The sequence below is a fragment of the Streptomyces sp. NPDC050287 genome (genome assembly GCF_044459385.1).
GTDB lineage: Bacteria > Actinomycetota > Actinomycetes > Streptomycetales > Streptomycetaceae > Streptomyces.
Map to the genome: position 1 here is coordinate 464,894 of NZ_JBITIY010000002.1, position 26,512 is coordinate 491,405.

General features: G+C 69.8%; 23 protein-coding genes. 15 read left to right on the forward strand and 8 right to left on the reverse strand.

Annotation, left to right across the window (positions count from 1 at the left end):
• Positions 1 to 160: 160 nt before the first annotated feature.
• Positions 161 to 1,000, reverse strand: coding sequence for a L,D-transpeptidase family protein (locus ACIBK3_RS07425; protein ID WP_399362806.1), 840 nt, complete (start codon positions 998 to 1,000; stop codon positions 161 to 163).
• Positions 1,001 to 1,280: 280 nt separating this feature from the next.
• On the opposite strand from ACIBK3_RS07425, the gene ACIBK3_RS07430 reads away from it, so the two are divergent.
• The gene (locus tag ACIBK3_RS07430) at positions 1,281 to 2,861 is read left to right on the forward strand and encodes a methylmalonyl-CoA mutase (RefSeq protein ID WP_399362808.1); all 1,581 of its coding nucleotides are present in this window, start codon (positions 1,281 to 1,283) and stop codon (positions 2,859 to 2,861) included.
• 93 nt (positions 2,862 to 2,954) lie between these two features.
• Complete coding sequence (locus ACIBK3_RS07435) at positions 2,955 to 3,536, forward strand: Uma2 family endonuclease (RefSeq protein ID WP_399362810.1); 582 nt, start codon at positions 2,955 to 2,957, stop codon at positions 3,534 to 3,536.
• A gap of 20 nt (positions 3,537 to 3,556) precedes the next feature.
• Here ACIBK3_RS07435 and ACIBK3_RS07440 read toward each other — a convergent pair whose 3' ends face one another.
• On the reverse strand, positions 3,557 to 4,090 hold the full coding sequence (locus tag ACIBK3_RS07440) for a phenolic acid decarboxylase (protein WP_399362812.1): 534 nt from the start codon (positions 4,088 to 4,090) through the stop codon (positions 3,557 to 3,559).
• Between the two features lie 70 nt (positions 4,091 to 4,160).
• Here ACIBK3_RS07440 and ACIBK3_RS07445 point away from each other — a divergent pair, with 70 nt between their 5' ends.
• On the forward strand, positions 4,161 to 4,652 hold the full coding sequence (locus ACIBK3_RS07445) for a MarR family winged helix-turn-helix transcriptional regulator (RefSeq protein WP_399362813.1): 492 nt from the start codon (positions 4,161 to 4,163) through the stop codon (positions 4,650 to 4,652).
• A gap of 20 nt (positions 4,653 to 4,672) precedes the next feature.
• Here the strand turns inward: ACIBK3_RS07445 and ACIBK3_RS07450 are convergent, their stop codons facing one another.
• From ACIBK3_RS07450 to ACIBK3_RS07460, 3 genes are all read right to left on the reverse strand, one after another.
• Positions 4,673 to 5,809, reverse strand: a complete 1,137-nt coding sequence (locus ACIBK3_RS07450; protein WP_399362815.1) for an acyltransferase family protein — start codon at positions 5,807 to 5,809, stop codon at positions 4,673 to 4,675.
• A gap of 319 nt (positions 5,810 to 6,128) precedes the next feature.
• A complete protein-coding gene (locus ACIBK3_RS07455; protein WP_399362817.1) occupies positions 6,129 to 7,460 on the reverse strand; it encodes an alpha-2,8-polysialyltransferase family protein in 1,332 nt (443 codons plus the stop codon).
• A complete protein-coding gene (locus ACIBK3_RS07460; RefSeq protein WP_399362819.1) occupies positions 7,460 to 8,446 on the reverse strand; it encodes a glycosyltransferase family 2 protein in 987 nt (328 codons plus the stop codon). Before ACIBK3_RS07460 ends, ACIBK3_RS07455 begins: the two co-directional genes overlap by 1 nt.
• A gap of 198 nt (positions 8,447 to 8,644) precedes the next feature.
• On the opposite strand from ACIBK3_RS07460, the gene ACIBK3_RS07465 reads away from it, so the two are divergent.
• From ACIBK3_RS07465 to ACIBK3_RS07480, 4 genes are all read left to right on the forward strand, one after another.
• The gene (locus ACIBK3_RS07465) at positions 8,645 to 9,991 is read left to right on the forward strand and encodes a DUF6716 putative glycosyltransferase (protein ID WP_399362821.1); all 1,347 of its coding nucleotides are present in this window, start codon (positions 8,645 to 8,647) and stop codon (positions 9,989 to 9,991) included.
• 23 nt (positions 9,992 to 10,014) lie between these two features.
• Entirely contained in the window at positions 10,015 to 11,268 is a 1,254-nt protein-coding gene (locus tag ACIBK3_RS07470; protein WP_399362823.1) for a cytidylyltransferase domain-containing protein, read from the forward strand.
• A gap of 14 nt (positions 11,269 to 11,282) precedes the next feature.
• Positions 11,283 to 12,221: an N-acetylneuraminate synthase family protein gene (locus tag ACIBK3_RS07475; protein WP_399362824.1), complete on the forward strand. Its 939-nt coding sequence runs from the start codon at positions 11,283 to 11,285 to the stop codon at positions 12,219 to 12,221.
• Positions 12,222 to 12,406: 185 nt separating this feature from the next.
• Positions 12,407 to 13,495, forward strand: coding sequence for a hypothetical protein (locus ACIBK3_RS07480; protein WP_399362826.1), 1,089 nt, complete (start codon positions 12,407 to 12,409; stop codon positions 13,493 to 13,495).
• Positions 13,496 to 13,698: 203 nt separating this feature from the next.
• On the opposite strand, the gene ACIBK3_RS07485 is transcribed toward ACIBK3_RS07480, so the two are convergent.
• Positions 13,699 to 14,373, reverse strand: a complete 675-nt coding sequence (locus ACIBK3_RS07485) for a class I SAM-dependent methyltransferase (protein WP_399362828.1) — start codon at positions 14,371 to 14,373, stop codon at positions 13,699 to 13,701.
• Positions 14,374 to 14,479: 106 nt separating this feature from the next.
• On the reverse strand, positions 14,480 to 14,758 hold the full coding sequence (locus ACIBK3_RS07490) for a hypothetical protein (protein ID WP_399362830.1): 279 nt from the start codon (positions 14,756 to 14,758) through the stop codon (positions 14,480 to 14,482).
• 333 nt (positions 14,759 to 15,091) lie between these two features.
• Here ACIBK3_RS07490 and ACIBK3_RS07495 point away from each other — a divergent pair, with 333 nt between their 5' ends.
• From ACIBK3_RS07495 to ACIBK3_RS07530, 8 genes are all read left to right on the forward strand, one after another.
• A complete protein-coding gene (locus ACIBK3_RS07495) occupies positions 15,092 to 16,345 on the forward strand; it encodes a M20 family metallopeptidase (protein ID WP_399362832.1) in 1,254 nt (417 codons plus the stop codon).
• A 395-nt stretch (positions 16,346 to 16,740) separates the two neighbouring features.
• On the forward strand, positions 16,741 to 17,772 hold the full coding sequence (locus ACIBK3_RS07500) for a BMP family protein (protein WP_399362834.1): 1,032 nt from the start codon (positions 16,741 to 16,743) through the stop codon (positions 17,770 to 17,772).
• Positions 17,773 to 18,167: 395 nt separating this feature from the next.
• Positions 18,168 to 19,217 carry a BMP family protein gene (locus ACIBK3_RS07505; protein ID WP_399362835.1) on the forward strand — a complete coding sequence of 350 codons (1,050 nt, stop codon included), beginning with the start codon at positions 18,168 to 18,170 and terminating at the stop codon, positions 19,215 to 19,217.
• A 127-nt stretch (positions 19,218 to 19,344) separates the two neighbouring features.
• Positions 19,345 to 21,123, forward strand: coding sequence for an ABC transporter ATP-binding protein (locus tag ACIBK3_RS07510; protein WP_399362837.1), 1,779 nt, complete (start codon positions 19,345 to 19,347; stop codon positions 21,121 to 21,123).
• The gene (locus tag ACIBK3_RS07515; RefSeq protein ID WP_399362838.1) at positions 21,120 to 22,241 is read left to right on the forward strand and encodes an ABC transporter permease; all 1,122 of its coding nucleotides are present in this window, start codon (positions 21,120 to 21,122) and stop codon (positions 22,239 to 22,241) included. The genes ACIBK3_RS07510 and ACIBK3_RS07515 overlap by 4 nt, the downstream gene beginning before the upstream one ends.
• Positions 22,238 to 23,500 (forward strand): ABC transporter permease, encoded by a 1,263-nt coding sequence (locus tag ACIBK3_RS07520; protein WP_399362840.1) that lies wholly within the window; start codon positions 22,238 to 22,240, stop codon positions 23,498 to 23,500. Before ACIBK3_RS07515 ends, ACIBK3_RS07520 begins: the two co-directional genes overlap by 4 nt.
• Positions 23,497 to 23,898, forward strand: a complete 402-nt coding sequence (locus tag ACIBK3_RS07525) for a cytidine deaminase (RefSeq protein WP_399362842.1) — start codon at positions 23,497 to 23,499, stop codon at positions 23,896 to 23,898. The genes ACIBK3_RS07520 and ACIBK3_RS07525 overlap by 4 nt, the downstream gene beginning before the upstream one ends.
• Positions 23,899 to 23,988: 90 nt before the next feature.
• A complete protein-coding gene (locus tag ACIBK3_RS07530; RefSeq protein WP_399363957.1) occupies positions 23,989 to 25,272 on the forward strand; it encodes a thymidine phosphorylase in 1,284 nt (427 codons plus the stop codon).
• Positions 25,273 to 25,408: 136 nt separating this feature from the next.
• On the opposite strand, the gene ACIBK3_RS07535 is transcribed toward ACIBK3_RS07530, so the two are convergent.
• Positions 25,409 to 26,332 (reverse strand): AEC family transporter, encoded by a 924-nt coding sequence (locus ACIBK3_RS07535; protein WP_399362844.1) that lies wholly within the window; start codon positions 26,330 to 26,332, stop codon positions 25,409 to 25,411.
• Between the last annotated feature and the right edge of the window lie 180 nt (positions 26,333 to 26,512).

Below are 26,512 nucleotides of genomic sequence, written 5' to 3' on the forward strand. Positions count from 1 at the left end.
TGCTTTGCCGGCCTGGCGGCACCCGTTATTTTGGCGCCCTAGTGTACATGCGCCTAGTAAATCGGGGGGGGGCCCCCCCCCCCCGGGGGGGGGCCCCCGGGGGGGGGGGGGGCCCGGGCCCCCGGGCCCCCCCCCCGCCCCACTTTCCTCCACTGCCGGTCTACCGGTAGACGACGACCGTGTCGCCGTTCCTCACCTGCGCGAACAGACCCGCGATCGCCGCCTCGTCCCGTACGTTGACGCAGCCGTGCGAGCCGCCGGAGTAGCCGCGGGCCGCGAAGTCGTACGAGTAGTGCACGGCCTGGCCGCCGCTGAAGAACATGGCGTACGGCATCGGGGAGTCGTAGAGCGTCGACACATGGTGGCGGGACTTCCAGTAGACGCTGAACACACCTTCGCGGGTAGGCGTGTACTGCGAGCCGAAGCGGACCGGCAGCGTCATGGCCGTGCGGCCGTCGATCATCCAGCGCAGCGTGCGGCTCGACTTGCTGATGCACAGCACCCGGCCGGTCAGACAGCGCGGATCAGGCGCGGCGGCCGGCTGGCCGCCCATCAGGTACAGCTCCCACTTTCCCGGCTCGCGCGTCATCCGCAGCAGCCGTTGCCAGGTGACGCTGTCGGTCCGCCCGGTCGCCGGCAGCCCCCGCTTGCCCTGGAACCCCTTGACCGCCTGCTCGGTCAGGTCGTCGTACGACCCCGTCGGCCCGTCGAACAGCCAGTCGACCTGCCGCAGCCGGGCCTGGAGCTCGCGGACGTCGGGCCCGCTGTCGCCCCGGGACCACAGGACGGCAGGAGCCGGGGCGGGAGCGTCGGCGGACGACGGGCCGCCGGATTTCTCGTCGGCCGGTGGCGTACGGCTGACCTCGATGCGGACCGGTGAACGGGCCTTGCCGTCCCCGTCCGGGGCCTGGAAGGTACAGCCGCACACCGTCACCAGGGCCGCCGTGCCCGCCAGGACGGCGATCAAGCCCCGCATCCCCGTCCCCGTCAGCATCCCCATCCCCGTCCCCGTCCCCGTCCTCATGCCCGCCCACCGACCCCCACCCGTCCCCCCACGTCCATCCCCTTGCCTGAGATGTTCCCCGCGAATGACGGCGCGCGAACCGCACGGCATTGTTGTGACGGGGACCGCATTCACCCTGTGAGCAAGGTCCCAGCGTGCTCCTTCCACCGGACGCACGCACCCCACTACAGTCCGTCGAAAGGGTCGGAACGTAGTGGCTGACAGCTGAAAACTGCTGGTAACTGGCGAGCAACTGCTCAGCGGGAGGCATCACACCATGGCGCGCGAGTCGGAGTCCGGGCTGCCCATCGAGCCGGTGTACGGTCCGGAGGCCCTTGAGGGCTGGGATCCCGCGGAGAAGCTCGGGGAGCCGGGGAAGTATCCCTTCACCCGGGGTGTGTATCCGTCGATGTACACGGGCCGGCCGTGGACGATGCGGCAGTACGCCGGTTTCGGTACGGCGACCGAGTCCAACGCCCGCTACAAGCAGCTGATCGCCAACGGCACGATGGGCCTGTCGGTCGCCTTCGACCTGCCGACCCAGATGGGCCACGACTCGGACGCCCCGATCTCCAGCGGCGAGGTCGGCAAGGTGGGCGTGGCGATCGACTCGATCGACGACATGCGGGTGCTGTTCGGCGGGATCCCGCTGGACAAGGTCTCCACGTCGATGACGATCAACGCCCCGGCCGCGCTGCTGCTGCTCCTGTACCAACTCGTCGCCGAGGAACAGGGCGTCAGCGCCGACCAGCTCACCGGCACGATCCAGAACGACGTGCTGAAGGAGTACATCGCGCGCGGGACGTACATCTTCCCGCCCAAGCCATCCCTGCGGCTGATCGCGGACATCTTCAAGTACTGCAAGGCCGAGATCCCGAAGTGGAACACGATCTCGATCTCCGGCTACCACATGGCGGAGGCGGGTGCCTCCCCCGCGCAGGAGATCGCGTTCACGCTCGCCGACGGCATCGAGTACGTCCGTACGGCCGTGGCCGCGGGCATGGACGTCGACGACTTCGCGCCCCGCCTGTCCTTCTTCTTCGTCGCCCGTACGACGATCCTGGAGGAGGTCGCCAAGTTCCGCGCCGCCCGCCGGATCTGGGCGAAGGTGATGCGGGAGGAGTTCGGTGCGAAGAACCCCAAGTCGCTGATGCTGCGCTTCCACACCCAGACGGCGGGCGTGCAGCTGACGGCCCAGCAGCCGGAGGTGAACCTGGTCAGGGTCGCGGTCCAGGGCCTGGCGGCGGTCCTCGGCGGCACCCAGTCCCTGCACACCAACTCCTTCGACGAGGCCATCGCGCTGCCGACGGACAAGTCGGCCCGCCTGGCTCTGCGTACGCAGCAGGTGCTGGCCTACGAGACGGACGTGACCGCGACGGTCGACCCGTTCGCCGGCTCGTACGTCATCGAGAAGATGACCGACGACGTCGAGGCGGCGGCCATCGCGCTGATGGCGAAGGTGGAGGACCTCGGCGGCGCGGTCAACGCGATCGAGCACGGCTTCCAGAAGAGCGAGATCGAGCACTCCGCGTACCGCATCGCCCAGGAGACCGACTCCGGCGAACGGGTCGTGGTCGGCGTCAACCGCTACCAGCTCGACGAGGAGGAGCCGTACGAACCCCTCCGCGTCGACCCGGCCATCGAGGCCCAGCAGGCCGAACGCCTCGCCAAGCTGCGCGCCGAGCGCGACCAGACGGCGGTGGACTCCGCCCTGGACGCCCTGAAGAAGGCGGCCGAGGGCGAGGACAACGTCCTCTACCCGATGAAGGACGCGCTTCGGGCCCGGGCGACGGTGGGCGAGGTGTGCAACGCCCTCCGCGGGGTGTGGGGGACCTACGTGCCGTCGGATGCGTTCTGAGCTGGGCGGTTACTCCGTATGAGTGATCATCGGCAGGATCCGCCTGGCCCCGGTTACGCTCGTTGCAGAGTGGGCCCCGAAAAGGAGGACGCCATGGCCGTACTGCAGCAGGAGCTGACCCTGGGCGAGGCTGCCGACCAGCTTGCCCGTGCACTGCCTGGCCACCGCGTGGAGATTCTCCAGGGGAGGCTTACTGTGACACCGCCGCCCGACGGCTCGCATGCGCTGTCGTTGACGAAGCTGGGCAGGGCGTTCGACCGGGCGGGGATCGTCGAGGCGGGGCATGAGTATGTCCAGGGTGTCGGTCTCTGGCTGCCCACGATGCCCGCGGACTTCGCGATCCCTGACTTCGCCATTGTCGACGCGGACTTCCGGGACGCCCACGTCACGAAGAACTACTACGCTCCGAACGTTTTCCGTCTGGTGGTCGAAGTGACATCGTCGAACTGGTCCGACGACCTCGGCCCCAAGGTCGAGTGCTACGCCCAGGCAGGCATCCCCGCCTACCTCATCGCCGACCGCAAGCACGGCGAGGTTCTCCTCTACACCGACCCGGCCGACGGCAAATACCCCGACCCTCAGCGATTCAAGCGAGGCCAGAGCGTCCCCGTCCCCGAGTCGGTCGGCGTCACCCTGGAACTCTCCGTCGACACCCTCCTCGACGGCGACGACTGACCAGCTCCGAACCGACGCGCTCAGTTCGTCCGGTCCGACCAGCCCTCCGGCAGGTCACCCGGGGCCACGGACACCACGTCCTCGTCGTTCTCGCCGACGTACTCGAAGAGCGTGATCCGGGCGAACTCCGGGACGACGTAGAGCGGGTAGGTCGGGCCCTCGTCGCGGTACTTGCGCATCTCGTCGAGGTGGTCGTTCTGGAAGACGACGGTGCGCTCGCCGTCGGTGCGGATCCAGTCCGGGAAGAAGATCACGCCGTGCAGCACCCGCTCGGCCGGGATCACGTTCACGGACACCGAGGTGCCGGTCGGCTCGGTCCAGGAGACCTTGTAGACGCCCTTGGTCAGCATGACCAGGTCGACCTTCTGGTCCTTCACCCAGCGGCCGCCGACGTGGCCGGAGTGGATGCGGTAGTCGATGGTGGTCGCGTTCTTGACGTACATCTCGTACTGCCAGCCGTTGGCGTACGTGTAGATGAAGCGGTGCCCGACGATGCCGGAGAGGTCCTGCGGGGGAACGGGGTTCTCGATCGTGGTCTCGTACGCTGTGCTCATGCTTCTATTTTGCCACAAAATAGTTTTGTTGCAAAACTGTGGCGGCCGAGGTGCCAGGCAGAATGGGCGCATGGACAGTACCCCCACGGTCGATCGTGACGCGCAGGACGTGGCTCTCGAACTCGGGCGGCTGCTCGGCCCGTTGCGCCGTGCCGTGCTCCGGGCGACCCGTACCACCGAGGGGCTGCCCGACCTGCCCGAGGCGCAGATCGAGCTGCTGCGGGTGCTGACCGCCGACGGTCCGCTCGCGCCGCGCGAGGTGGCGGCCCGGCTGCGGATCGCGCCCTCCACCGTGAGCAACCTCGTGAAGGCACTGGTGGCGGCCGGCCTGGTCGAGCGCACGGCCGACCCGGACGACGCCCGGGCCGTCGTCCTGGCCCCGTCGGCCCGCGCTCTCGACCTGCTCGCCCGTTACGACCGTGCCAGCGCCTCCGCCCTGGCCCGCGCCGTGGCCGACCTCCCGCCCGCCGACCGCGCGACCCTGGCGGCCGCGCTGCCGGTCCTCGACGGACTGGTGCCCGCGTTGGAGGCCCGGACGGTCAACGGAGCGCGAACCTCCTGAGGCACCGTGCGAGCCCGGCCTCAGAGTGTCTTCGACAGCACCGCGCGCAGCCTCGGCGTCAGCGGCTTCTCGACGAACCGATTCAGCAGCCAGGCCAGCAGCAGCATCGAGGCGACGGTCAGGGTGAACACCGCGGCCGACGGCAGCCCCAGTCCGATGTGCAGCTCGTGGATCACCACCCAGCCGAGGTGCTCGTGGACCAGGTAGAACGGGTACGTCAGCGCGCCGGCCACGGTCAGCCAGCGCCAGTTGGCCCAGTTGAGCCAGCCCAGCGCGATGGCCGCCACCGCCACGAAGCCGAAGGCGACGACGGAGACGATGCCGAACGTGGTGCGGTGGGCGAAGGCGTTCGGGTCCGACGCGTTCCAGAGGTCGGCCACCGCGTAGTGCTGGCCGATCAGGAAGCTGATCGCCACGATGCCCCAGGCGTAGGCGTCCCGCCGGTCGCGGTGGACGAGGTAGAGACCGACACCGCCGATGAAGAGGGGGGCGTACTCCGGCATCAGGATCAGGTCGAGCAGGGGCTGGTGCGCGGCTTGGGTGATCGCGGCGGCCAGGGTCCAGCCCGCGCAGAACATGATGACGCGCCGCCGGTTCGCCCCGGGCAGTACGACACAGAGCGCGAACAGGGCGTAGAACCGGATCTCCACCCACAGGGTCCAGCACACGCCCAGCACCCGGTCCACACCCAACGGCTGCTGAAGCAGTGTCAGGTTGACCAGCGCGTCGCTCGGTGCGACGGCCTTGTAGGCGACCATCGGCAGCGCGAACACCGCCGTCACGAGGATGACCGCCGCCCAGTAGGCCGGCATTAGCCGGGACGCGCGGGAGGCGAAGAACGACTTCAGGGGCCGGCCCCAGCCGCTCATGCAGATGACGAACCCGCTGATGACGAAGAAGACCTGTACGCCGAGGCAGCCGTAGGTGGCGAACGAGCTCAGGGTGGGGAACTGCTCCTTCGGCGACGAGCCCCAGGCCCGGGTGACCTCGCCGCCGCGCCCGGCGTAGTGGTAGACCGCCACCATCAGCGCGGCGACCAGGCGCAGCCCGTCCAGGGCGCGGAGCCGGCCTTCCCGGCGCTTCGGCGCGGCCGGGATCGGAATGTTCGGTTCCGTAATCGTCACAGCCGCGGCGGGCTGTGGCTTGGATGTGCTCACGACCGTTTCGGTCACGCTGATACCCCTCGCAGTACGCCGCGGGTTCTTTGGTGCACGTTCCTGACCGAATGCGATACGGATGCGGATACGGCCGGCGTGGGCACCGGAGAAAACGTCAACCGAAATACTATGTCGTCACCCTGAGGGCTTTTGTTCGACAGAATTACCGTTAACGTGTGCGTCACCGAGGATTCACCTTGGTGCGGGCAGTACGTCGCGAACCGGGGTAACGGGGGTAACCGAAGCCGGGGAGCACGGCCTTTTCCCCTGGTGGTCGACCACCAGGGGAACGGCTTCTATCGGTTCTGGGCTCCTGATGTCAGCGCTGTACGGCCTTGCGAATCGCCCGCGCTCTGCGGACGACCCGGCGTGCGGTCGAGTTGCGGGGCAGGAACGCCAGCCGCTGCGGGATCCCGCCCGGCAGGCCGAGCGCGGTCAGCCGCTTGCGCTTGAAGTAGCGGCGGGTGCGCTGGCGGAGGTGCTTCGAGAGGTACCGTTCCGCCGCCGGGCGCAGGGACGGGTAGATCTGCGGCTGCATGCTGAAGCCGACCGCGGTGAGCAGGCCGTCCAGTTCGCCGGCCGGGATCGGGTCCTCGCCCTGCCTGTCCTCCAGGTCCGCCAGCAGGGCGTCGGCCAGCAGCGTCGGCACCCGGTTGCTGTTCTGGTAGGGCGTGAGCCGGTCAAGGAGCAACTCGGTGCCGATGCGGGCGACCGGGAGGTCGTAGAACGCGGAGGCGGTGAACAACGCGGTGGAGAAGCAGCCGACGACCAGTGCGGGCCGGGCCCTCTCGAACAGCACCTCGGCGAGCACCGGAGTGTCCAGGACGGTGAGTTCGACGCCGAGTTTCTCCGCCTCGGTCTCCAGGGCGCGGCTGTAGCGGGCCGGTGCGGTGGGGTGCGGCTTGAACACGACGGACCGGTGCCCGCGTTCGAACGCGCCGCGCATCATCCGTACGTGCAGGTCCTCCTCCTCGTCGGGGGAGAGGATGTTCAGCGCGGACAGGTACTGGCCGAGCAGCAGCGCCGCGTCGTTTGGCACGGTCGGCAACTCCTCGACGGACGAGGTGAGTTCGCCCAGCACCTTCAGGAAGGCGTCCGTGGGCAGCACCTGCGAGGGCACGTCGAACTCGGTCAGCAGCATCGGCGTCAGGCCCGGCACCAGGTCCAGGTGGAGGAGCCGGCGCACCCGGGTGCCGACCAGCGGGTCGATCTTGTTGCGGGTGGGGCCGTAGCTCATCAGGCCGTCGGCGTAGACGTCGACGGGAGCGCCGGTGAACAGCTGGGCCACCGTGAGGGCGGGGGTGACCTGGATGGACTCCAGGGCCAGTTCGACCCGGTCGTCCCCGAGGTTCCACAGCAGGCGCAGGTAGCGCTCGAAGAGGGGGATGTCGTCGGAGCGCGGGGCCCAGGCGCCCGGGTGGAAGGGGCGGATGGCCTCGTTCCAGGACAGCACCTCGTCGAAGTGGCCGCGCAGCGGCTCGAAGCCCGGCATCTCGTCGAGCGACGGGGTGGTCTCCGGCGTCGTGGAGTTGTTGAAGACCAGCAGTACCCTGCGGTCCGGCTCCGTGAACAGGTCGGAGTCGATCGCGGCGGCCAGGGTGGCGGCACCGTACAGCGTCGAGGCGCAGAAGATCTGGGTGGTACGGGACATCAGGCGGCCGCCTTCGCTGTGATGACCCGGCGCCGCAGCCGCCGCAGCGTGGCGGAGCGGTCCATGTCCATGGTCTCGAGTACGTCAGCGAGCGCGTCCTGCGGCATGCGCTTGATCGCCGCCGCGCTCATCGACCGCAGCTGCCTGGCCACGGCCGGTTCCCACTTGGACTCGTCCGACAGATGGTGGGCGATGATCGCGCAGTAGGTGCGCACCGCCTTCGGCAGCAGCCGGTCGGCATCCCGGTCACCGGCCGTCTCGTCGATCACCTGGTCGAACGCGCGGATGAAGTCGAGCTGCCGGGCGTCGCCGATCTGGGTCAGCGAGGAAGCGACCCCGCGCCGGTAGAACAGGCCCAGCAGGCTCACCACGGCGAAGGACTCCGCCTCGCGGTGCAGCTTCCAGATCCACGGCCGGTCCTCGGCCGTGCGCAGCCCGTCGGTGAAGTGCAGCAGGCCCTTGTCCAGCAGCCGGCGGTGGTAGGCGCCGGCCCACGCGAAGGCGTAGTCCACGGAGGTCGTGCGGTCGGCGGGCAGTATCGCCGCGCGCGGGTCGAGGACCTCGCCCCGGCGGCCGACCGGGACCCGGTGCACGGACCGGGCGCGGGCGGTGGCCTGCACATGGTCGGTGCGGACGAAGTCACAGCCCAGCTCCTCGATGGCCGAGACCAGTTCGGAGAGGTAGCCCGGGGCGAGCCAGTCGTCGCCGTCCAGGAACGTCAGGTACTCGCCCTGTGCCGCGTCCAGGCCGGTGTTGCGCGCGGTGGCGAGCCCCCCGTTCTCCTCGTGGCGGATGAGGCGCACCTGGGCGACCTGGGACAAATCCTCGGCGGCACGCTCGAGAATGGCCGGAGTCCCGTCCTTGGATTTGTCGTCGACCAGCACGAACTCGAAGTCCTGCCTGGCGTTCAGGTGAAGACTTCTGAGGGTGTCCGGGGCGTATTGCTGCACGTTGTAGAACGGCACGATCACGGAAAGCTTGGGCACCCGCAAAACCCTAGGAGGGCGCCCGGCTGCGGAACTTTCCGGTACACGTACGGGGGGTGAACTCCATGTGTCGGAACGGTGCATCGCGTGTACTTTCCGCTCTTCGGCGGGCCAGTTCGGCTGCCGGTGGGCTGTTGTTAACTTTTCGTTGAGTCGCGGTTGGGCAGGACCTAGGAATTGCTTCCTAGCGTCGTCGTCGTGCCGTCAAGTACAACGAAGCCCCCGCGAATCGCCGTCCTCGCGGACTCGGACACCCGCTGGAAATGGGGTGCCCTGACCGCGAACCGCATCGCTCCGGGTCCGTCCATGGAAACCGCATCGCGCGAGGACACGCAACCCCGTCCCGCGCTGAGCGGTTTCCTGCTGCGCGGCCGGGCCACGCCCACCGCCCGCCAGCTGGAGGAAGTGGGGGTGCGCGCCGACTCCCTGCGGGAGGTGACGGCCGTCGAGTTCCTGCGCGCCATGGCCGACGAGTCGTACGACATCGTCGTGCTCGCCCTCGTCGGCGGCGGCGTGCAGGCGATGCTGCACGGGCTCGGGCGGGTGTGGGAGGGCCGGGAGAAGCGCCCCGTGGTCGTCACCGGCTACGTCGGCGTCGTCTACGAGAAGCTCGCCGACGGCCTGCTGCTGCGGCACGGCGCCGACCTCGTCCTCGCCAACTCCCGCCAGGACGCCGAGCGTTTCCGCGCGGTGTACGAGGGCGTGCGCGCCGACGCCTCGGCGGTGACCGAGGTCGCCCTGCCGTTCCTCGGCGGGGACGCCTACACCGGCGAACACGACCCCTACACCGTGGTCTTCGCGGCCCAGCCGTCCGTACCGGACAACCGCAAGGACCGTACCTACCTGCTGGAGCGCCTGGTCCGGCACGCGACTTTGCACCCCGAGCGCGAGGTGCTGCTCAAGCTGCGCTCCAAGCCGGGCGAACACACCACCCACATCGAGGAGCTGCCGTACCAGAAGCTGGTGCAGCGGCTCGATCCGCCGGCCAACTTCCGCATGGTGTACGGCAACATGGGCGAGGTCCTCGACCGGACCGACCTGCTGGTGACCATCAGCTCCACGGCCGCCCTGGAGTCCCTGCACCGCCGTGTCCCGACCGTCGTCCTCACCGACCTCGGCGTGCGCGAGACGCTCGGCAACCACCACTTCGTCGGCTCCGGATGCCTCGCCTCCTGGGACCAGCTCGACGACGGGCACCGGCCGGAGCCCGACGAGGAGTGGGTGGCCCGGCAGGGCGTCGTCGCCGACGGCTCGTACGACCACGCCTTCGACGCGGCCCGTGAGCGCATCACCAAACTGCTCGACCGGCCCGGCGGCCTGCCGCCGCTGACGCCGTACTACACCCCCGCGACCGCACCCGGCTATCTGCCCGGCCTTCTCGCCCGCCACCACCTCGGCCCGGACGGCACCCCGCTGCCCGGCGCACCCGCCGCCGACCGGGAGCCGGGCCCCGTCCGGCAGATCGTGCGCCGGGCGGCGCGCGGCGCCTACCGGCACGGCGTGCAGCGGGTCGCCCCCGTCATCCGGCGGATGGGGGAGCTGTGACCTCTCTTCAAGGAGTAGACCCCATGTCCCACCCGGCAGCGGGCCACGGCGCATCGGTGCGCCGCGTGCTCGCGGTGATCCCCGCGCGCGGCGGCTCCAAGGGCGTGCCCGCGAAGAACCTCGCCTCCGTCGGCGGTGTCCCGCTGGTGGCGCGGGCGGTGCGCGAGTGCCGCGCGACCCGGCTGGTGACGGACGTGGTCGTCTCCACCGACGACCAGGCCATCGCGGCCGCCGCCCGTCAGGCCGGCGCGGAGGTCGTGCTGCGGCCCGCCGCCATCGCCGGCGACCTGGCGACCTCGGAGGCCGCGGTCCTGCACGCCATGGACGCCCACGAGGCCCTGCACGGGGCGGCCGTCGACGCCGTGCTGCTCGTGCAGTGCACCAGCCCGTTCATCCTCCGCGAGGACATCGACGGCGTGGCCGGCGCGGTCGTCGAGAACGGCGCCGACACCGCCGTCACCGTGGCCCCGTTCCACGGCTTCATCTGGCGCGACGCCGACGACGCCGTGGACGCGGTCAACTCGGATGAGGCGAGCGGCGGTTACGGCGTCAACCACGACAAGTCCTTCCGCCCCCGCCGCCAGGACCGCCCCCAGGACCTCCTGGAGACCGGCGCCGCCTACGCGATGGAGGCGGCCGGCTTCCGCAAGCACCAGCACCGCTTCTTCGGCCACACCGAACTCGTCCGCACCGACCCGGCCCGCGTGCTGGAGATCGACGACCCGCACGACCTGGCGCGGGCCAGGGCACTGGCCCCGCTGTTCGACGCGGACCGGCCCGGCGCTCTGCCGACCGCCGACGACATCGACGCGGTCGTCCTGGACTTCGACGGCACCCAGACCGACGACAGGGTGCTGATCGACGCCGATGGAAAGGAGTTCGTCTCCGTGCACCGCGGAGACGGCCTCGGCATCGCCGCGCTGCGCGACAGCGGCCTGGACATGCTGATCCTCTCCACGGAGCAGAACCCGGTCGTCGCCGCCCGGGCCCGGAAGCTCAAGCTCCCGGTCCTGCACGGCATCGACCGCAAAGACCTCGCGCTGAAGCAGTGGTGCGAGGAGCAGGGCATCGCGCCTGAGCGCGTGCTCTACGTCGGCAACGACGTCAACGACCTCCCGTGCTTCGCCCTCGTCGGCTGGCCCGTGGCGGTCGCGAGCGCCCACGACGTCGTGCGCGGCGCCGCACGCGCGGTCACCACCGTCCCCGGTGGCGACGGCGCGATCCGAGAGATCGCCAGCTGGATCCTCGGCCCTTCTCTCGACTCCCTCCACAAGTAAGGAATGTTCCTGCCATGAGCACCGACTCCCGTCTGCGTCAGTTCGGTTCGAAGACCGCCGGCCCCGGCCGGCCGGTCTACATCACCGGCGAGATCGGCATCAACCACAACGGTGAGCTGGAGAACGCCTTCAAGCTGATCGACGTGGCCGCCGAAGCCGGCTGCGACGCCGTGAAGTTCCAGAAGCGCACCCCCGAGATCTGCACCCCGCGCGACCAGTGGGACATCGAGCGGGACACCCCCTGGGGCCGGATGACGTACATCGACTACCGCCACCGCGTGGAGTTCGGCGAGGACGAGTACCGCCAGATCGACGAGCACTGCAAGAAGCGCGGCATCGACTGGTTCGCCTCCCCGTGGGACACCGAGGCCGTCGCCTTCCTGGAGAAGTTCGACGTCCCCGCCCACAAGGTGGCCTCCGCCTCCCTGACCGACGACGAGCTGCTGCGCGAGCTGCGCGCCACCGGCCGTACGGTCATCCTCTCCACCGGCATGTCCACCCCGAAGCAGATCCGGCACGCGGTCGAGGTCCTGGGCAGCGACAACATCCTGCTCTGCCACGCCACTTCGACGTACCCGGCGAAGGCCGAGGAGCTCAACCTGCGGGTGATCAACACCCTCCAGGCCGAGTACCCGAACGTCCCGATCGGCTACTCCGGCCACGAGACCGGCCTGCAGACGACCCTGGCCGCGGTCGCCCTCGGCGCGACCTTCGTCGAGCGGCACATCACCCTGGACCGCGCGATGTGGGGCTCCGACCAGGCCGCCTCCGTCGAGCCGCAGGGCCTCACCCGCCTCGTCCGCGACATCCGCACCATCGAGGCCTCCCTCGGTGACGGCGTCAAGAAGGTCTACGAGTCCGAGCTCGGCCCGATGAAGAAGCTGCGCCGCGTCACCGGCGTCGTCGCCGAGGCGGAGATCGCCGCGGCCGCGGGCGAGCCGGTCTCGGTCTGAGCCGGAATCGGTCTGGGCCCGGGCTCGGTTTGGGCCGGTCTGGGTCTGGGCCGGGCTTGGTCCGGGCCGGGCTTGGTCTCAGCCGGTCTCGGCCTGACCCGGGCTCGGTCTGAGTCCACTCCGCCCACTCCGCCACTCGCCCACACCCCCCACAGAATCACTCACGACGGGACGGTCGTCCGTAGATGAGCCCCCGCGCCGGATCCGCCGGCCCCCGCACTCTCGCCTTCGTGGAGAGTCCGGTACAGCTCCTGAACGTGCTGGAATGGGCGCACGAGCACGCGCTCACGCGGGAGCACGCGCACGCACCCGGCGCGGGGCTCACCCTCGTCGTCCTGTCCCCGATCGACCCCATGACCCGCGGCCAGTTGCGCCGCATGTCCGAACTCGCCCGCGAGGACGGCCACGAGGTCCGCTGGGAGGAGGCGCGGGGCGGCGCGCTCGCCCCGTTCCACACCATCGGCGGCCTGACCGGCGTACTCCGGCGCGCCGACCGGATCGTCCTGGGCGACCCCTTCTCCCGTTACGTACAACTGCTGCTGACCATCACCCGGGCCCGCGACCTGGTCGTCGTCGACGACGGCACGGCGACCATGGAGTTCGTCGCCCAGCTCGCCAGCGGTGAGCGCCTGGTGCGCTGGCACCGCAAGGGCGGCCGCCCCGGCGCCCGGGACCTGGTGTTCGCGCCGGTGTCGTCCGTGGCCCGCAGGCGGCTGACACCCGGCGGGAAACGCCGGGTGGAGATCTTCTCCTCCATGCCGATGGAGGAGCCGCCGGCCGGCGTCACCGTCACCGCGAACACCTTCGCCTGGACCCGCGCCCGCTTCGGCCCGCCCCGCATCACCAAGGGAGCCGACATGGTCGGCACCTCCCTGGTGGAGACCGGCGTCGTCGACGGCGACCGCTACCTGGAAGCCGTCCAGGCCCTGGCCAAGGCCCACGGCGCGACCCGCTACTTCGCCCACCGCCGCGAGAGCACCGAGAAACTCCACCGGCTGGCCGTGGAGAGCGGACTGGAGATCGTCCGCCCGGACCTCCCGCTGGAACTGATCGCCCGCCGCGGCCCGGTCGGCCGTACGATCCTCAGCTTCCCCTCGACCGTCGTCCACACCCTCCCGCTCGCCCTGTCCGGCACGGAGGTACGGGTCGCGGTCTGCGACATCGACCCCGAATGGCTCACCGAGAACGCCTCTCCGCGCGCGCAGGGCTTCCTGTCGGGAGTCACCGGGACGGCACGGGACGTGACCCGGTTGTCGACGGTCACGGCGGTCTGAGGAGCGGAGCGCGGGCCTCTCGCCGACGGGCAGGTGCGTCCGTTCCTTGCCGGAACCACGGCCCGCGGCCGTGTCTCGTCGGTACCCCGCTCCCGCGGCAGCGGGGTCCGAGACGGAGACCGAGGTGCATGGGCGTCGGCGGTCGCCTCGGCGCCAAGGCCCGGGGCCCGGCGGTCCCCAGGTCCCCGAGGTCCCGAGGGTTTCTACGGGGCCGGCTTGCGCGCCAGCAGGAACGCTCGCGCCCGCTTCTCGTCCTCGTACGGCTCCCGCAGCATCCGGGCCTCGACACGCAGGTCCGCCTTGGTGAGGTGGGCGGCCACGGTCTCCGGCGTGCGCAAGTGGTAGTCGAGGGAGATCTCCTGGTCGAAGCGCTCGGTCAGGTGCAGTCGCTCGTCGACCTCCCCGTGCTGGAAGGCCAGCAGGACGTGACCACCCGGGACCAGGACGCGGTGGAACTCGGCGAACGTGCTCACCAGGTGCTCGTCGGGGACGTGGATGACGGAGTACAGGGCGGTGATCCCGCCGAGGGTGCCGTCGGGCAGGTCGAGATCGGTGAGCGAGCCCACGTGGAAGCGCAGCTCGGGGTGGGCCCGGCGGGCCAGCTCCACCATCCGGGGGGAGACGTCGACCCCGAAGACGGGCAGTCCGAGCGCGTGCAGCCGTGCGGTGACGTACCCCGGGCCGCTCCCGAGGTCCGCCACGGGGGCCGGCCCGGTCTCGCGGACGAGCTCGGCGAACGCGGTGACCAGGGCACGCTCCAGCGGTCTGCCGCCGAGCCCGTCGGGATGGCGTGCGCTGTAGGCGTCGGCGATCGCGTCGTACGAGCTTCGGGTGGCCTGTATGAAGTCCGGTTCGAAGTCCGGGTTCTCGTCACTCACGCTGTCGCACCCTAGCCCCGGCCGGGGACCTGCGCGGCCAGTTCACCGGCCGCACCCGGGGTTCCCTCACTCGGGGTTTTTAGAAAGCCGGGCCGGGCGGGCCGGGTCAGGGGTCGTCGGAGGTCCAGGTGAAGCCGCCCAGCCCGTCCGGCGGGGGGTCGCCGCCGGACGTGGGGCCGGGGGCCGGGTCCCGCGCCCGTTCACCGCGTCGGCGCAGCAGCCACACCGTCGTAGACAGCAACCAGCCCGCCAGGATCATCACGACGAGCACGGCCACGACCACAGTCACCGTGCCGAACAAGCCGAGCTTCGCCAGCAGCACGGGGATGTGATTCTCGCCGCAGCCGCAGGCCTGCCAGGGGCCCGTCGCGAGGGTGGTCGTCATGGAGGCAGGGTGCCCGCCGCGGGCGGCCGGTACGGGCAGCGTCGCGAAAGAGCCGCCTGGCGGTGATGATTCCGGGATGTGCGCCACTTGCCCGCAGGCGCGGTCCCGACAGGTGAACAGATCGGCTTCTTCCGGCCAAGGCGTGGTATCCGTGGAGGAAGGGATGGGCGCCGTACTGCATCCACTCGGCCGGAAAATCCGGTGAGTGTACCCATCCCGAACGGTACATATGCGTTCGCCGGTCAGATTTTCTGCCTCAAACGGGCTGATCTTTTGGTGATCCAGCTCGGTTGACCGGTCGGGCGTCCTACCCTTCAGAGGGTGAAGCCATTGATGTCCCTAGAGTCCGAGGCCGGTCTTCCCGGGGAAGCGTTGCTTCCCGGAGTGCTTCCCGAAGCGCTCCGTGCCGAGCTCGTCGCCTTCCGCCGCGACCTGCACATGCACCCCGAGCTGGGCAACCAGGAGTTCCGCACGACCGCGGCGATCAAGGAGCGGCTCGAGAGGGCCGGACTGAAGCCGCGCGTGCTCGCCGTCGGGACCGGGCTCGTGTGTGACATCGGCGAGTGGGACGAGGGCCGGCCCATGCTCGCCCTCCGCGCCGACATCGACGGCCTGCCCATCCCGGACACGAAGACGGAGTGCCCGTACCGCTCCACCGTGCCGGACCGCGCCCACGCCTGCGGACACGATGTGCACACGACCGTCGTACTGGGCGCCGGCCTCGTGCTCGCCGAGCTGCACCGCCAGGGCCGGCTGCCCCGGCCGGTCCGGCTGGTCTTCCAGCCCGCCGAGGAGGTGCTGCCCGGCGGTGCCGCCGACGCCATCGACTGCGGTGTCCTCGAAGGCGTCGGACGGATGATCGCCGTGCACTGCGACCCCCGGGTCGAGGCCGGACGGGTCGGGCTGCGCGAGGGGCCCATCACCTCCGCCTGCGACCGGCTGGAGATCGCCCTGGACGGCCCCGGCGGCCACACCGCCCGCCCGCACCTCACCACCGACCTCGTCACGGCCGTCGCCCGGGTCGTGACCGACGTGCCCGCCCTGGTCGGCCGCCGCGTCGACACCCGCGCGGGGCTCGCCGTGACCTGGGGCCGGATCGAGTCGGGTCACGCCCCGAACGTCATCCCGCAGCACGCCGAACTCTCCGGGACCGTGCGCTGCCTGGACATCGACGCCTGGCGGCAGGCCCCCGACATCGTGGTCGCCGCGATCGACGAGGTCGCCAACCTGCACCGGGCAAAGTCGGAGATCAACTACGTGCGCGGAGTCCCGCCCGTGGTCAACGATCCCGGGGTGACCGAGCTGCTGCGCGACGCCATGACGGCCCGCCGCGGCGCCGACTCCGTGGAGGGCACCGAGCAGAGTCTCGGCGGCGAGGACTTCTCCTGGTACCTCCAGCACGTCCCCGGCGCCATGGCCCGCCTCGGCGTCCGTCCCCAAGGCGAACACACCGTCCGCGACCTGCACCAGGGCGACTTCGACGCCGACGAGTCGGCGATCACGGTGGGCGTGGAGCTGTTCACGGCGGCGGCGCTGCTGGACGCGACCGAGGACATGACCGACGCGGGGGACCCGGCCCGCGGCTAGGCCGAACGAATGAGGCTGCCCGGAGTCGAACCGGACAGCCTCATCAGGGGTGCCCGTGCAGATCTCCCGGTCCACCAGCTTTCTCGATCAGCCAGGCGTCTCTGTCCACCAGGGGCGTCTCGATCTGCCAGGTGTTCCGCCGTTCCGGTTGTTCCTCTTCGTCCCCTTGTGTCACCCGGGCGTAACCGAGGGCGCACAGACGTAACCGGATGTCGGCACGGTTCGATAACGCCCCGAGGAACCCCGTTCCCCTGCCCGTCTACGCGCGTTACTGTGCGCCGAAATCGCCACCAGCGGCGGCACTCGGGGAAGCGGGCCGGCGAAGGTGCTGTGGGGACGAAAGGGTGCTTGCTGTGCGTCATTTCTCTCGGAGGACAAGGTTCTCCCAAGCCGCGGTGACCGTAGCGGTCATCGCCCTCGCGGCCGCCGGGTGCGGCAAGTCCAGCACTGAATCCACGGGTGGTAGTCCCTCCGCGGACGGCAAGTACTCCGGCAAGGGCATAGGGCTCGCGTACGACATCGGTGGCAAGGGCGACCAGTCGTTCAACGACGCCGCGTACGCGGGCTTCCAGAAGGCCGAGGACGAGTTCAAGGTCGGCGGCCGGGATGTCGAGCCGAGCGACAACGAGACGGACGCCGACAAGGTGCAGCGGCTGGAGCAACTCGCGAAGTCGGGCTACAACCCGATCATCGGTGTCGGCTTCGTGTACGCGCCGGCTGTGAAGACGGTCGCGGCCAAGTACCCGAAGATCACTTTCGGCATCATCGACGACAACAGCGTGAAGACGAAGAACGTCGCCGACATGGTGTTCCACGAGGAGCAGTCGTCGTACCTGGCCGGTGTGGCCGCCGCCAAGGCGACCAAGAAGAACCATGTCGGCTTCATCGGCGGTGTGGACATTCCGCTGATCCACAAGTTCCAGGCGGGCTTCGTCCAGGGCGTCAAGTCGGTGGACCCGAAGATCAAGATCGAGTCGCAGTATCTGACGCAGACGCCTCAGGAGGGTGGTTTCTCCAGCCCGGACAAGGGTGAGAGCGCCGCGAACGGTCAGATCGAGGCGGGTGCCGACGTGATCTACGCCGCCGCCGGTCTCTCCGGCCAGGGCGTGATCAAGTCCGCCGCCGCGCACAAGGTGTGGGCCATCGGCGTGGACTCCGACCAGTACAAGCAGAGCGCGCTGGCGAAGTACAAGGACTCCATCCTCGGCTCCGCCCTGAAGAACGTCGGCGGTGCGGTGTACGAACTGGCCAAGTCGGTCGTCAACGGCAAGCCGCTGAACGGCGAGGTGCGCGGCGACCTGAAGTCCGGTGGCGTCGGCTTCGCCGACTCCAACCCGAAGTACGTGGCGATGAAGGACGTCGTCGCCGCCGTGGACAAGGCCAAGCAGGACATCATCGACGGCAAGGTCACCGTCAAGGAGCAGTGAGCCTGTCGGCGGCCTCCGACCACTGACGAGAAGCCCCGTGCCGATACGGCACGGGGCTCCCTCATGGATGATGCCGATGCCCGCCGTGGCGGCCGCAGGCCTGTTCGCTGCAGGCTCCTCCCCGGAATGGGGAAAGCGCCGCAGGCCGCCCGGACCCGCGGGAATACGCATCTCGATCACGGGTACTCCACGGCGGTGTCCGCAGAAGATCATTCCCTCGCACTTCTTCGTGCCGGGAGGGCCTGGTCTGTGAGGCTTCCCCAGGGCGGTGACCGATAGTTCGAAACGGTCGGATAACACTCTGGTAAGGCGGGGTTCTCCGATAGGTCTACGCGCGTTACGCTGCGGCGGAACCAGCGCCTGGTTTGGGCGCTTGCACGAAGGAGTCTCGTTCCATGCGCCGGGTGTCCCGTATCGCGATCGCAGGTGCCGCAACCGCGGCCCTGGCCGTCACCGTGTCCGCTTGTGGCAGCAGTTCGACCAGTTCATCCTCCGAGGGCAGCAAGAGCAAGGGCATAGGGCTCGCGTACGACATCGGTGGCAAGGGCGACCAGTCGTTCAACGATGCCGCGTACGCGGGCTTCCAGAAGGCCGAGGACGAGTTCAAGGTCGGCGGCCGGGATGTCGAGCCGAGCGACAACGAGACGGACGCCGACAAGGTGCAGCGGCTGGAGCAGCTCGCGAAGTCGGGCTACAACCCGATCATCGGTGTCGGCTTCGTGTACGCGCCGGCTGTGAAGACGGTCGCGGCCAAGTACCCGAAGATCACTTTCGGCATCATCGACGACAACAGCGTGCAGGCGAAGAACGTCGCCGACATGGTGTTCCACGAGGAGCAGTCGTCGTACCTGGCCGGTGTGGCCGCCGCCAAGGCGACCAAGAAGAACCATGTCGGCTTCGTCGGCGGTGTGGACATTCCGCTGATCCACAAGTTCCAGGCGGGCTTCGTCCAGGGCGTCAAGTCGGTGGACCCGAAGATCAAGATCGAGTCGCAGTATCTGACGCAGACGCCTCAGGAGGGTGGTTTCTCCAGCCCGGACAAGGGTGAGAGCGCTGCGAACGGTCAGATCGAGGCGGGTGCCGACGTGATCTACGCCGCCGCCGGTCTCTCCGGCCAGGGCGTGATGAAGTCCGCCGCCGCGCACAAGGTGTGGGCCATCGGCGTGGACTCCGACCAGTACAAGCAGGGCGCGCTGGCGAAGTACAAGGACGCCATCCTGACCTCGGCCCTGAAGAACGTCGGCGGCGCGGTCTACGACCTTTCTAAGTCCGTCATCAAGGACAAGAAGCCGCTTTCCGGCGAGATCCGCGGCGACCTCAAGTCGGGTGCCGTGGGCATCGCCCAGTCCAACCCGGCCTTCAAGAACAACGCCGACATCCAGGCCGCGATCAAGAAGGCCGAAGAGGGCATCAAGAACGGCACCATCGTGGTGAAGACCTCCTGACCCAACCGCGACCGCTCGGCCGTGGGCCTGTCGGGGGCATGGTCAAAAGGGCGCTGTAATGGCAGCGTTACGGCCACGGAACCGGGCGCGGGGAGCATGGCTCACCGCGCCCCGTTCACGCGGCACAATGCCCGGAACGGATCAGGTACTTGAACGGGAACGATCAGGTCCGGGCACTATTCAAAGCAGGGGCGCTACGCGCGTAGGGCGACCCCTTTCCCGAGGAGAGTGCGCCATCGACGCGTCCAGCAGCCCTCCGCTCACCGCTCAGTCGACAGTCGCGGTAGAGCTCGCGGGGATCACCAAGCGATTCCCCGGTGTCGTCGCCAACCACGACATCCACCTGACGGTGCGCAAGGGCACCGTGCACGCCCTGGTCGGCGAGAACGGCGCCGGCAAGTCGACCCTGATGAAGATCCTCTACGGCATGCAGAAGCCGGACGAGGGCACCATCGCCGTCGACGGCGAGCAGGTGAGCTTCTCGTCCCCGGCCGACGCCATCGCCCGCGGCATCGGCATGGTCCACCAGCACTTCATGCTGGCCGACAACCTGACGGTGCTGGAGAACGTGGTGCTCGGCAGCGAGAAGCTGTACGGCATCGGCGGCGGCGCCCGCAAGAAGATCAAGGAGATCTCCGACCGCTACGGCCTCGGCGTCCGCCCGGACCTCCTCGTCGAGGACCTCGGCGTCGCCGACCGTCAGCGCGTGGAGATCCTCAAGGTCCTCTACCGCGGCGCCCGCACCCTGATCCTGGACGAGCCGACCGCCGTGCTCGTCCCGCAGGAGGTCGACGCGCTCTTCGCCAACCTGCGCGAGCTCAAGTCCGAGGGCCTCTGCGTCATCTTCATCTCGCACAAGCTGGGTGAAGTGCTGTCCGTGGCCGACGAGATCACCGTCATCCGGCGCGGCACGACCGTGGGCACGGCGATCCCGTCCGAGACGACCCCGCGTCAGCTCGCCGAGATGATGGTCGGCAGCGAACTCCCGACGCCCGAGACCGCGGAATCGACCGTCACCGACCGGGCCGTGATCGAGGTACGGAACCTCACCGTCTTCGCCGGCGGCGGCTCTCTCGGGTTCGAGGACGAGCCCTCCGCCGAAGGGCTCACCGAATTCGCTCCCGCCGGGGAGGCGAAGCGCGTCCTCGACGACGTCACCTTCACCATCCACGCCGGCGAGGTCATGGGCATCGCCGGTGTCGAAGGCAACGGCCAGACCGAGCTCATCGACGCCCTGATCGGCACCAGGAGCGCCCACTCCGGCACCATCGCCTTCCTCGGCGAGGACATCACGCCGTGGCCCACCCGCAGGCGCCGCGAACAGGGCGTCGGCTACATCCCCGAGGACCGCCACCGCCAGGGGCTGCTTCTGGAGTCCCCCCTCTGGGAGAACCGCATCCTCGGCCACGTCACCGAGAGGCCCAACGCCAAGGGCTTCTGGCTCGACCCAAAGGGCGCCCAGGCGGACACCCGCCGGATCGTCGAGGAGTTCGACGTCCGCACCCCCGGCATCGACGTCACCGCGGCCTCCCTGTCCGGCGGCAACCAGCAGAAGCTGATCGTCGGCCGTGAGATGAGCCACAACCCGAAGTTCCTGATCGCCGCCCACCCCACTCGCGGTGTGGACGTCGGCGCCCAGGCGCAGATCTGGGACCGCATCCGTCAGGCCCGCCGCGAGGGCCTGGCCGTGCTGCTGATCTCCGCCGACCTGGACGAGCTGATCGGCCTGTCGGACACCCTGCGCGTGATCTACGACGGCAGGCTGGTCGCGGACGCCGACCCTGCCACCATCACGCCGGAGGAGCTGGGCTCGGCGATGACGGGTGCCGCGACCGGTCACCTCGAGCACGTAGAGACCGCCACTGACAACGAGGCAGACGCCGGTCCGGAGGACGAGGCCCGATGAAGAAGTTCGACAAGGAGCGGGTGCTCCTCGCGGTGGCCGGCCCGGTCATCGCGCTCGTCCTGGCGATCCTGCTGACCTCGGTCGTCCTGCTCGCCTCGGGCAAGAACCCGTTCCAGCCGTACGCGCTGATGGTGCAGCAGCTGCCGTACTCGGACATCCAGGTACTGATCATCAACCAGGCGTCGCTGTACTACATCGCCGCCATCGCGGTCGCCCTCGGCTTCCGCATGAACCTGTTCAACATCGGCGTCGACGGCCAGTACCGCCTCGCCGCGGTGATGACGGCCGTGGTGGGCGCCAACGTCGCCCTGCCGAGCTTCCTGCAGATCCCGCTGCTGCTCCTGGTCGCGATGTGCACGGGCGGCTTCTGGGCCGGCATCGCGGGTGTCCTGAAGGTCACCCGGGGCGTCAGCGAGGTCGTCGCTACGATCATGCTGAACGCCATCGCCACCGCCGTCATCGGCTACGTCACCCTCACCAACGTGTGGGGCGTGCAGGTCGGCAACAACGCGACGACCGGCATCATGCACAAGTCCGGCTGGTTCCCTGGCATCAACCTGGGCGCGGACGTCGGCGAGATCTACGGCCTGGTCTTCCTCGCAGTCCTGCTCGGCGTCGGCTACTGGCTCGTCCTCAACCGGACCCGCTTCGGCTTCGACCTGCGCGCCACCGGCGCCTCCGAGACCGCCGCCGCGGCCTCCGGCGTCGACGCCAAGCGCATGGTGCTGATCTCCATGCTGATCTCCGGCGCCATCGCGGGTCTGTCCGGGCTGCCGCTGCTGCTCGGCGACAGCCACACCTACAGCCTGAGCTTCCCGTCGGGCCTCGGCTTCACCGCCATCGGCATCGCACTGCTCGGCCGCAACAACCCCGGCGGCATCGCCCTCGCCGCCCTGCTGTGGGCCTTCCTCGACAAGGCCTCGCCCGCCCTCGACTACGCGACCCCGGAGGCGTACCCGAAGGAGATCGCCACGATCATGCAGGGCCTCATCGTCTTCGCGGTCGTCATCTCGTACGAGTTCGTACGGCAGTGGGGTCTGCGCCGCCAGCAGAGCCGGGTCGGCGCCGAACTGGCCGCCGCCGCTCAGAACACCAAGAAGGAGGTGGCGGCCCGATGAGCACCGCGACCGTAGCGAAGCCGCAGGCACGGCAGCCCGGCAAGCGCAGCCGCCGAGTGCCGCTGCCCGTACTCCTGCTCGTCATCGCGGGCGTGCTGGTGCTGACCTCGATCGTCCGCCTGATCACCGGCGCGGACGGCATCACCTCGACCGGCCAGATGTCCACGGCGCTGGAGCTCGCGGTGCCGATCGGCCTCGCCGGCCTCGGCGGCCTGTGGGCCGAGCGTTCCGGCGTCGTCAACATCGGCCTCGAGGGCATGATGATCCTCGGCACCTGGTTCGGCGCCTGGGCCGGCTACCAGTGGGGCCCGTGGGCGGGCGTGGCCTTCGGCATCATCGGCGGTGCCCTCGGCGCCGTCCTGCACGCCATCGCCACCGTGACCTTCAACGTCAACCACATCGTCTCCGGTGTGGCCCTGAACATCCTGGCCCTCGGCGCCACCCGTTACCTGTCGAAGTTCACCTTCGAGAACGCGCCGCAGGGCTCCTCCAAGCAGTCCCCGCCGATCGACTCGCTGGGCACCTTCAGCATCCCCGGTCTGACCGACTGGCTGGACACCCTCAACAGCAAGCACTGGTTCCTGGTCTCGGACATCGGCGGCCTGCTCGGCGGCCTGGTCACCGACCTTTCGCCGCTCACGGTCATCGCTGTCGCCCTGGTCCCGCTCAGCTGGTGGGTGCTGTGGCGTACGGCCTTCGGGCTGCGCCTGCGCTCCTGCGGTGAGAACCCGGTGGCGGCGGAGTCCCTCGGCGTCAACGTCTACAAGTACAAGTACATCGCCGTGATCATCAGCGGTGGCTTCGCCGGGCTCGGCGGCGCCTTCCTGTCGATCGTCGCCTCGAACGTCTACCTCGACGGCCAGACCGCCGGCCGCGGTTACATCGGCCTGGCCGCGATGATCTTCGGCAACTGGATGCCGGGCGGCCTCGCCCTCGGTGCCGGCCTGTTCGGCTACACCGACAGCCTCAACCTGCGCGGCGGCACGGTGAACGTCCATGCGCTGATCCTGCTCCTGGCGATCCTGCTGGTGTTCGGGTCGGCGTACCTCGCCTGGAAGAAGAAGTACGTCCCCGCCGTCGTCACCGTCGTCATCGCGGCCCTGATGTTCGTCTGGTACGCCACCACGGACGACGTTCCGCGCCAGCTCGTCACGGCCACCCCGTACATCGTCACCCTGCTGGTGCTGTCCCTGTCGGCACAGTCCCTGCGGATGCCCAAGGCCGACGGCATGCCGTACCGGAAGGGCCAGGGCAAGTGACCGGGCCGGCCGACGTCGACTGGGAGGCGCTGCGCGAGCTGGCCCGCCAGGCCATGTCCCGTGCCTACGCGCCCTACTCCGGCTACCCGGTCGGGGTCGCCGCCCTGGTCGACGACGGCCGTACGGTCACCGGCTGCAACGTCGAGAACGCCTCCTACGGCCTGAGCCTGTGCGCCGAGTGCGGGCTGGTCTCCCAGCTGCAGAACACCGGCGGCGGCCGTCTCACGCACTTCACGTGCGTGGACGGCAGGGGCGAGATCCTCGTCCCGTGCGGCCGCTGCCGCCAGTTGCTGTACGAGTTCGGCGGCCCCGACCTGCTGCTGGAGACCCCGGCGGGCGTCCTGCCCCTGTCCCAGATGCTGCCGCAGGCCTTCGGGCCGGGCCATCTCACCAGGTAACTACCGTGCGGCCCCTCAGAGTTGCCCCACAGGGCTGCTCCCGGGGGCCGCGCACTTCTTTGAACGTCCGGAAGGAAAGCCATGGCGCTGTTGTCGATGGATGCCATCTCCGTCATCCGCACCAAGCGGGACCGCGGTGAGCTCAGCGACGAGCAGATCGACTGGGTCATCGACGCGTACACCCGCGGGGAGGTGGCCGACGAGCAGATGTCCGCGCTCGCCATGGCGATCCTGCTCAACGGCATGAACCGCCGCGAGATCGCTCGCTGGACGGCCGCGATGATCGCCTCCGGCGAGCGCATGGACTTCTCGTCCCTGTCCCGCCCGACGGCCGACAAGCACTCCACGGGCGGCGTCGGCGACAAGATCACCCTCCCGCTGGCCCCGCTGGTCGCCGCCTGCGGCGCGGCGGTCCCGCAGTTGTCCGGCCGCGGCCTCGGCCACACCGGCGGCACCCTGGACAAGCTGGAGTCGATCCCGGGCTGGCGGGCACTGCTCTCCAACGAGGAGATGCTCTCCGTACTCGACGGGACGGGCGCGGTGATCTGCGCGGCGGGCGACGGCCTGGCCCCCGCGGACAAGAAGCTGTACGCCCTGCGGGACGTCACCGGCACGGTGGAGGCGATCCCCCTGATCGCCTCGTCGATCATGTCGAAGAAGATCGCGGAAGGCACCGGCTCCCTGGTCCTGGACGTGAAGGTCGGCACCGGCGCCTTCATGAAGACCCTGGACGACGCCCGTGAACTGGCCTCCACGATGGTGGGCCTCGGCACCGACCACGGCGTGAAGACGGTCGCCCTCCTGACGGACATGTCGACCCCGCTGGGCCGCACCGCCGGCAACGCCCTGGAGGTCCGCGAGTCGGTGGAGGTCCTGGCGGGCGGCGGCCCGGCCGACGTGGTGGAACTGACGCTGGCCCTGGCCCGCGAGATGCTGAACGCGGCGGGCATCCGGGACGCCGACCCGGCCAAGGCCCTGGCCGACGGCTCCGCGATGGACGTCTGGCGGCGCATGATCGCGGCCCAGGGCGGCGACCCGGACGCGCCCCTGCCGACGTCGAAGGAACAGCACGTGATCAAGGCGGGCGCCTCGGGCGTCCTGACCCGCCTCGACGCCTACGGCATCGGTGTCGCCGCCTGGCGCCTCGGCGCGGGCCGCGCCCGCAAGGAGGACCCGGTCCAGGCGGGCGCGGGCGTGGAGATGCACGCCAAGCCGGGCGACACGGTGACCGAGGGCCAGCCCCTGCTGACCCTCCACACGGACACGCCCGAGCGGTTCGCGTACGCCCTGCGGGCGGTGGAGGGGTCGTACGACATCGGGGCGGCCGGGACGGAGTTCTCGGCGTCGCCGGTGGTGCTGGAACGTATCGCCTGACGGCTGTCACCGTCGTCGCACAGGTCCGGGAGGGCGGGGCTCAGGACGGCCCCGCCCTGCTCGTGAGTGTCCAGGGCCGCGCAGAGCACGTCGAAGCGGCCGTGGGCTCGGCCGTCCGCGCACCGGATGACCGGTTTCAGCCGAGCAGCGTCGCGACGACCACCAGCACCGGCACCGACAACACCGTCGACACCAGGATCGAGTCCCGAGCCAGCCGTTCGCCCACCCCGTAACGGGACGCGTACGTGAAGAGGTTCTGCGCGGCGGGCAGCGCCGATGTCACCACCACGTCGAGGAGTGGGGACCCGCGCAGTCCGAACACCCCCGCCGCCAGGGCCCAGGCCGCAGCGGGCTGGCCGAACGCCTTCAACGCGACCGACAGCAGCACGAGGTGACGGTCCGGGCCGCGGCCCGGCATCGTGCTCCCGCACAGGGAGATGCCGAAGGCGAGCAGGACCGCGGGGACGGACATGTTGCCGATCAGGGTGACGGGGTCCATGACGGGGGCGGGGACGCGGACGCCGGCCGCCGAGACCGCGACTCCGGCGAGGGAGCCCAGCGCGATCGGGTTGCGAAGGGGGGTGAGCAGGCTTCGCCACATCGGGCCCTGCTCGCCGTCCCTTTCCGACAGGTCCAGGATCGTCAGCGCGACCGGCGTGAGCAGGAGCAACTGGAACAGCAGCACCGGAGCCACCAGCGAGGCGTCACCCAGGACGTACACCGCGATCGGGATGCCGAGGTTGCCCGAGTTGACGTAACCGGAGCACAGCGCGCCGATCGTGGTACGGCCGACTCCCCAGCCCCGTACGACCCCCACGGCGACGAAGACGCCCGCCGCCGCTGCCGTGCTCAGCGCGGTCACCAGCAGGCGGCTGGAGAAGATCACCGACAGGTCGGCCCGGGCCAGCGTGGTGAACAGCAGGGCCGGTGAGGCGACGTGGAAGGCGAGCTTGGTCAGTACCTCGCGGCCGTGGTCGCCGAGATGACCGGCCCGGCCGATGACGTATCCGACGCCGATGACGACCGCGATGACCGCGAACCCCGTCAGCACTCCCTGCACGGCACCTCCTCAGGGGTGAGAAGGCCGTGCGGTATCCAGGGCGGTGCTGATGGTTGGGGCATACAGGTAACCCTCCGGGGAAGGAGGGCCGCAGGTCAATTTGATCCCGTTCCGTGGGCGGCGAGCGGCCGGCGGCTGGCGGTGGGCGGCGGGTAGTGGGTGGCGGGAAGTGGTCATTTG

Bases quoted from the DNA above. Each gene is read 5' to 3' on its own strand.
- ACIBK3_RS07430 (WP_399362808.1), top strand. From the start codon at position 1,281: ATGGCGCGCGAGTCGGAGTCCGGGCTGCCCATCGAGCCGGTGTACGGT.
- ACIBK3_RS07470 (WP_399362823.1), top strand. From the start codon at position 10,015: ATGTCCCACCCGGCAGCGGGCCACGGCGCATCGGTGCGCCGCGTGCTC.
- ACIBK3_RS07455 (WP_399362817.1), bottom strand. From the start codon at position 7,460: ATGTCCCGTACCACCCAGATCTTCTGCGCCTCGACGCTGTACGGTGCC.
- ACIBK3_RS07425 (WP_399362806.1), bottom strand. From the start codon at position 1,000: ATGGGGATGCTGACGGGGACGGGGATGCGGGGCTTGATCGCCGTCCTG.
- ACIBK3_RS07440 (WP_399362812.1), bottom strand. From the start codon at position 4,090: ATGAGCACAGCGTACGAGACCACGATCGAGAACCCCGTTCCCCCGCAG.
- ACIBK3_RS07480 (WP_399362826.1), top strand. From the start codon at position 12,407: ATGAGCCCCCGCGCCGGATCCGCCGGCCCCCGCACTCTCGCCTTCGTG.
- ACIBK3_RS07505 (WP_399362835.1), top strand. From the start codon at position 18,168: ATGCGCCGGGTGTCCCGTATCGCGATCGCAGGTGCCGCAACCGCGGCC.
- ACIBK3_RS07520 (WP_399362840.1), top strand. From the start codon at position 22,238: ATGAGCACCGCGACCGTAGCGAAGCCGCAGGCACGGCAGCCCGGCAAG.
- ACIBK3_RS07435 (WP_399362810.1), top strand. From the start codon at position 2,955: ATGGCCGTACTGCAGCAGGAGCTGACCCTGGGCGAGGCTGCCGACCAG.
- ACIBK3_RS07475 (WP_399362824.1), top strand. From the start codon at position 11,283: ATGAGCACCGACTCCCGTCTGCGTCAGTTCGGTTCGAAGACCGCCGGC.
- ACIBK3_RS07495 (WP_399362832.1), top strand. From the start codon at position 15,092: ATGTCCCTAGAGTCCGAGGCCGGTCTTCCCGGGGAAGCGTTGCTTCCC.
- ACIBK3_RS07445 (WP_399362813.1), top strand. From the start codon at position 4,161: ATGGACAGTACCCCCACGGTCGATCGTGACGCGCAGGACGTGGCTCTC.
- ACIBK3_RS07490 (WP_399362830.1), bottom strand. From the start codon at position 14,758: ATGACGACCACCCTCGCGACGGGCCCCTGGCAGGCCTGCGGCTGCGGC.
- ACIBK3_RS07510 (WP_399362837.1), top strand. From the start codon at position 19,345: ATGCCCGGAACGGATCAGGTACTTGAACGGGAACGATCAGGTCCGGGC.
- ACIBK3_RS07515 (WP_399362838.1), top strand. From the start codon at position 21,120: ATGAAGAAGTTCGACAAGGAGCGGGTGCTCCTCGCGGTGGCCGGCCCG.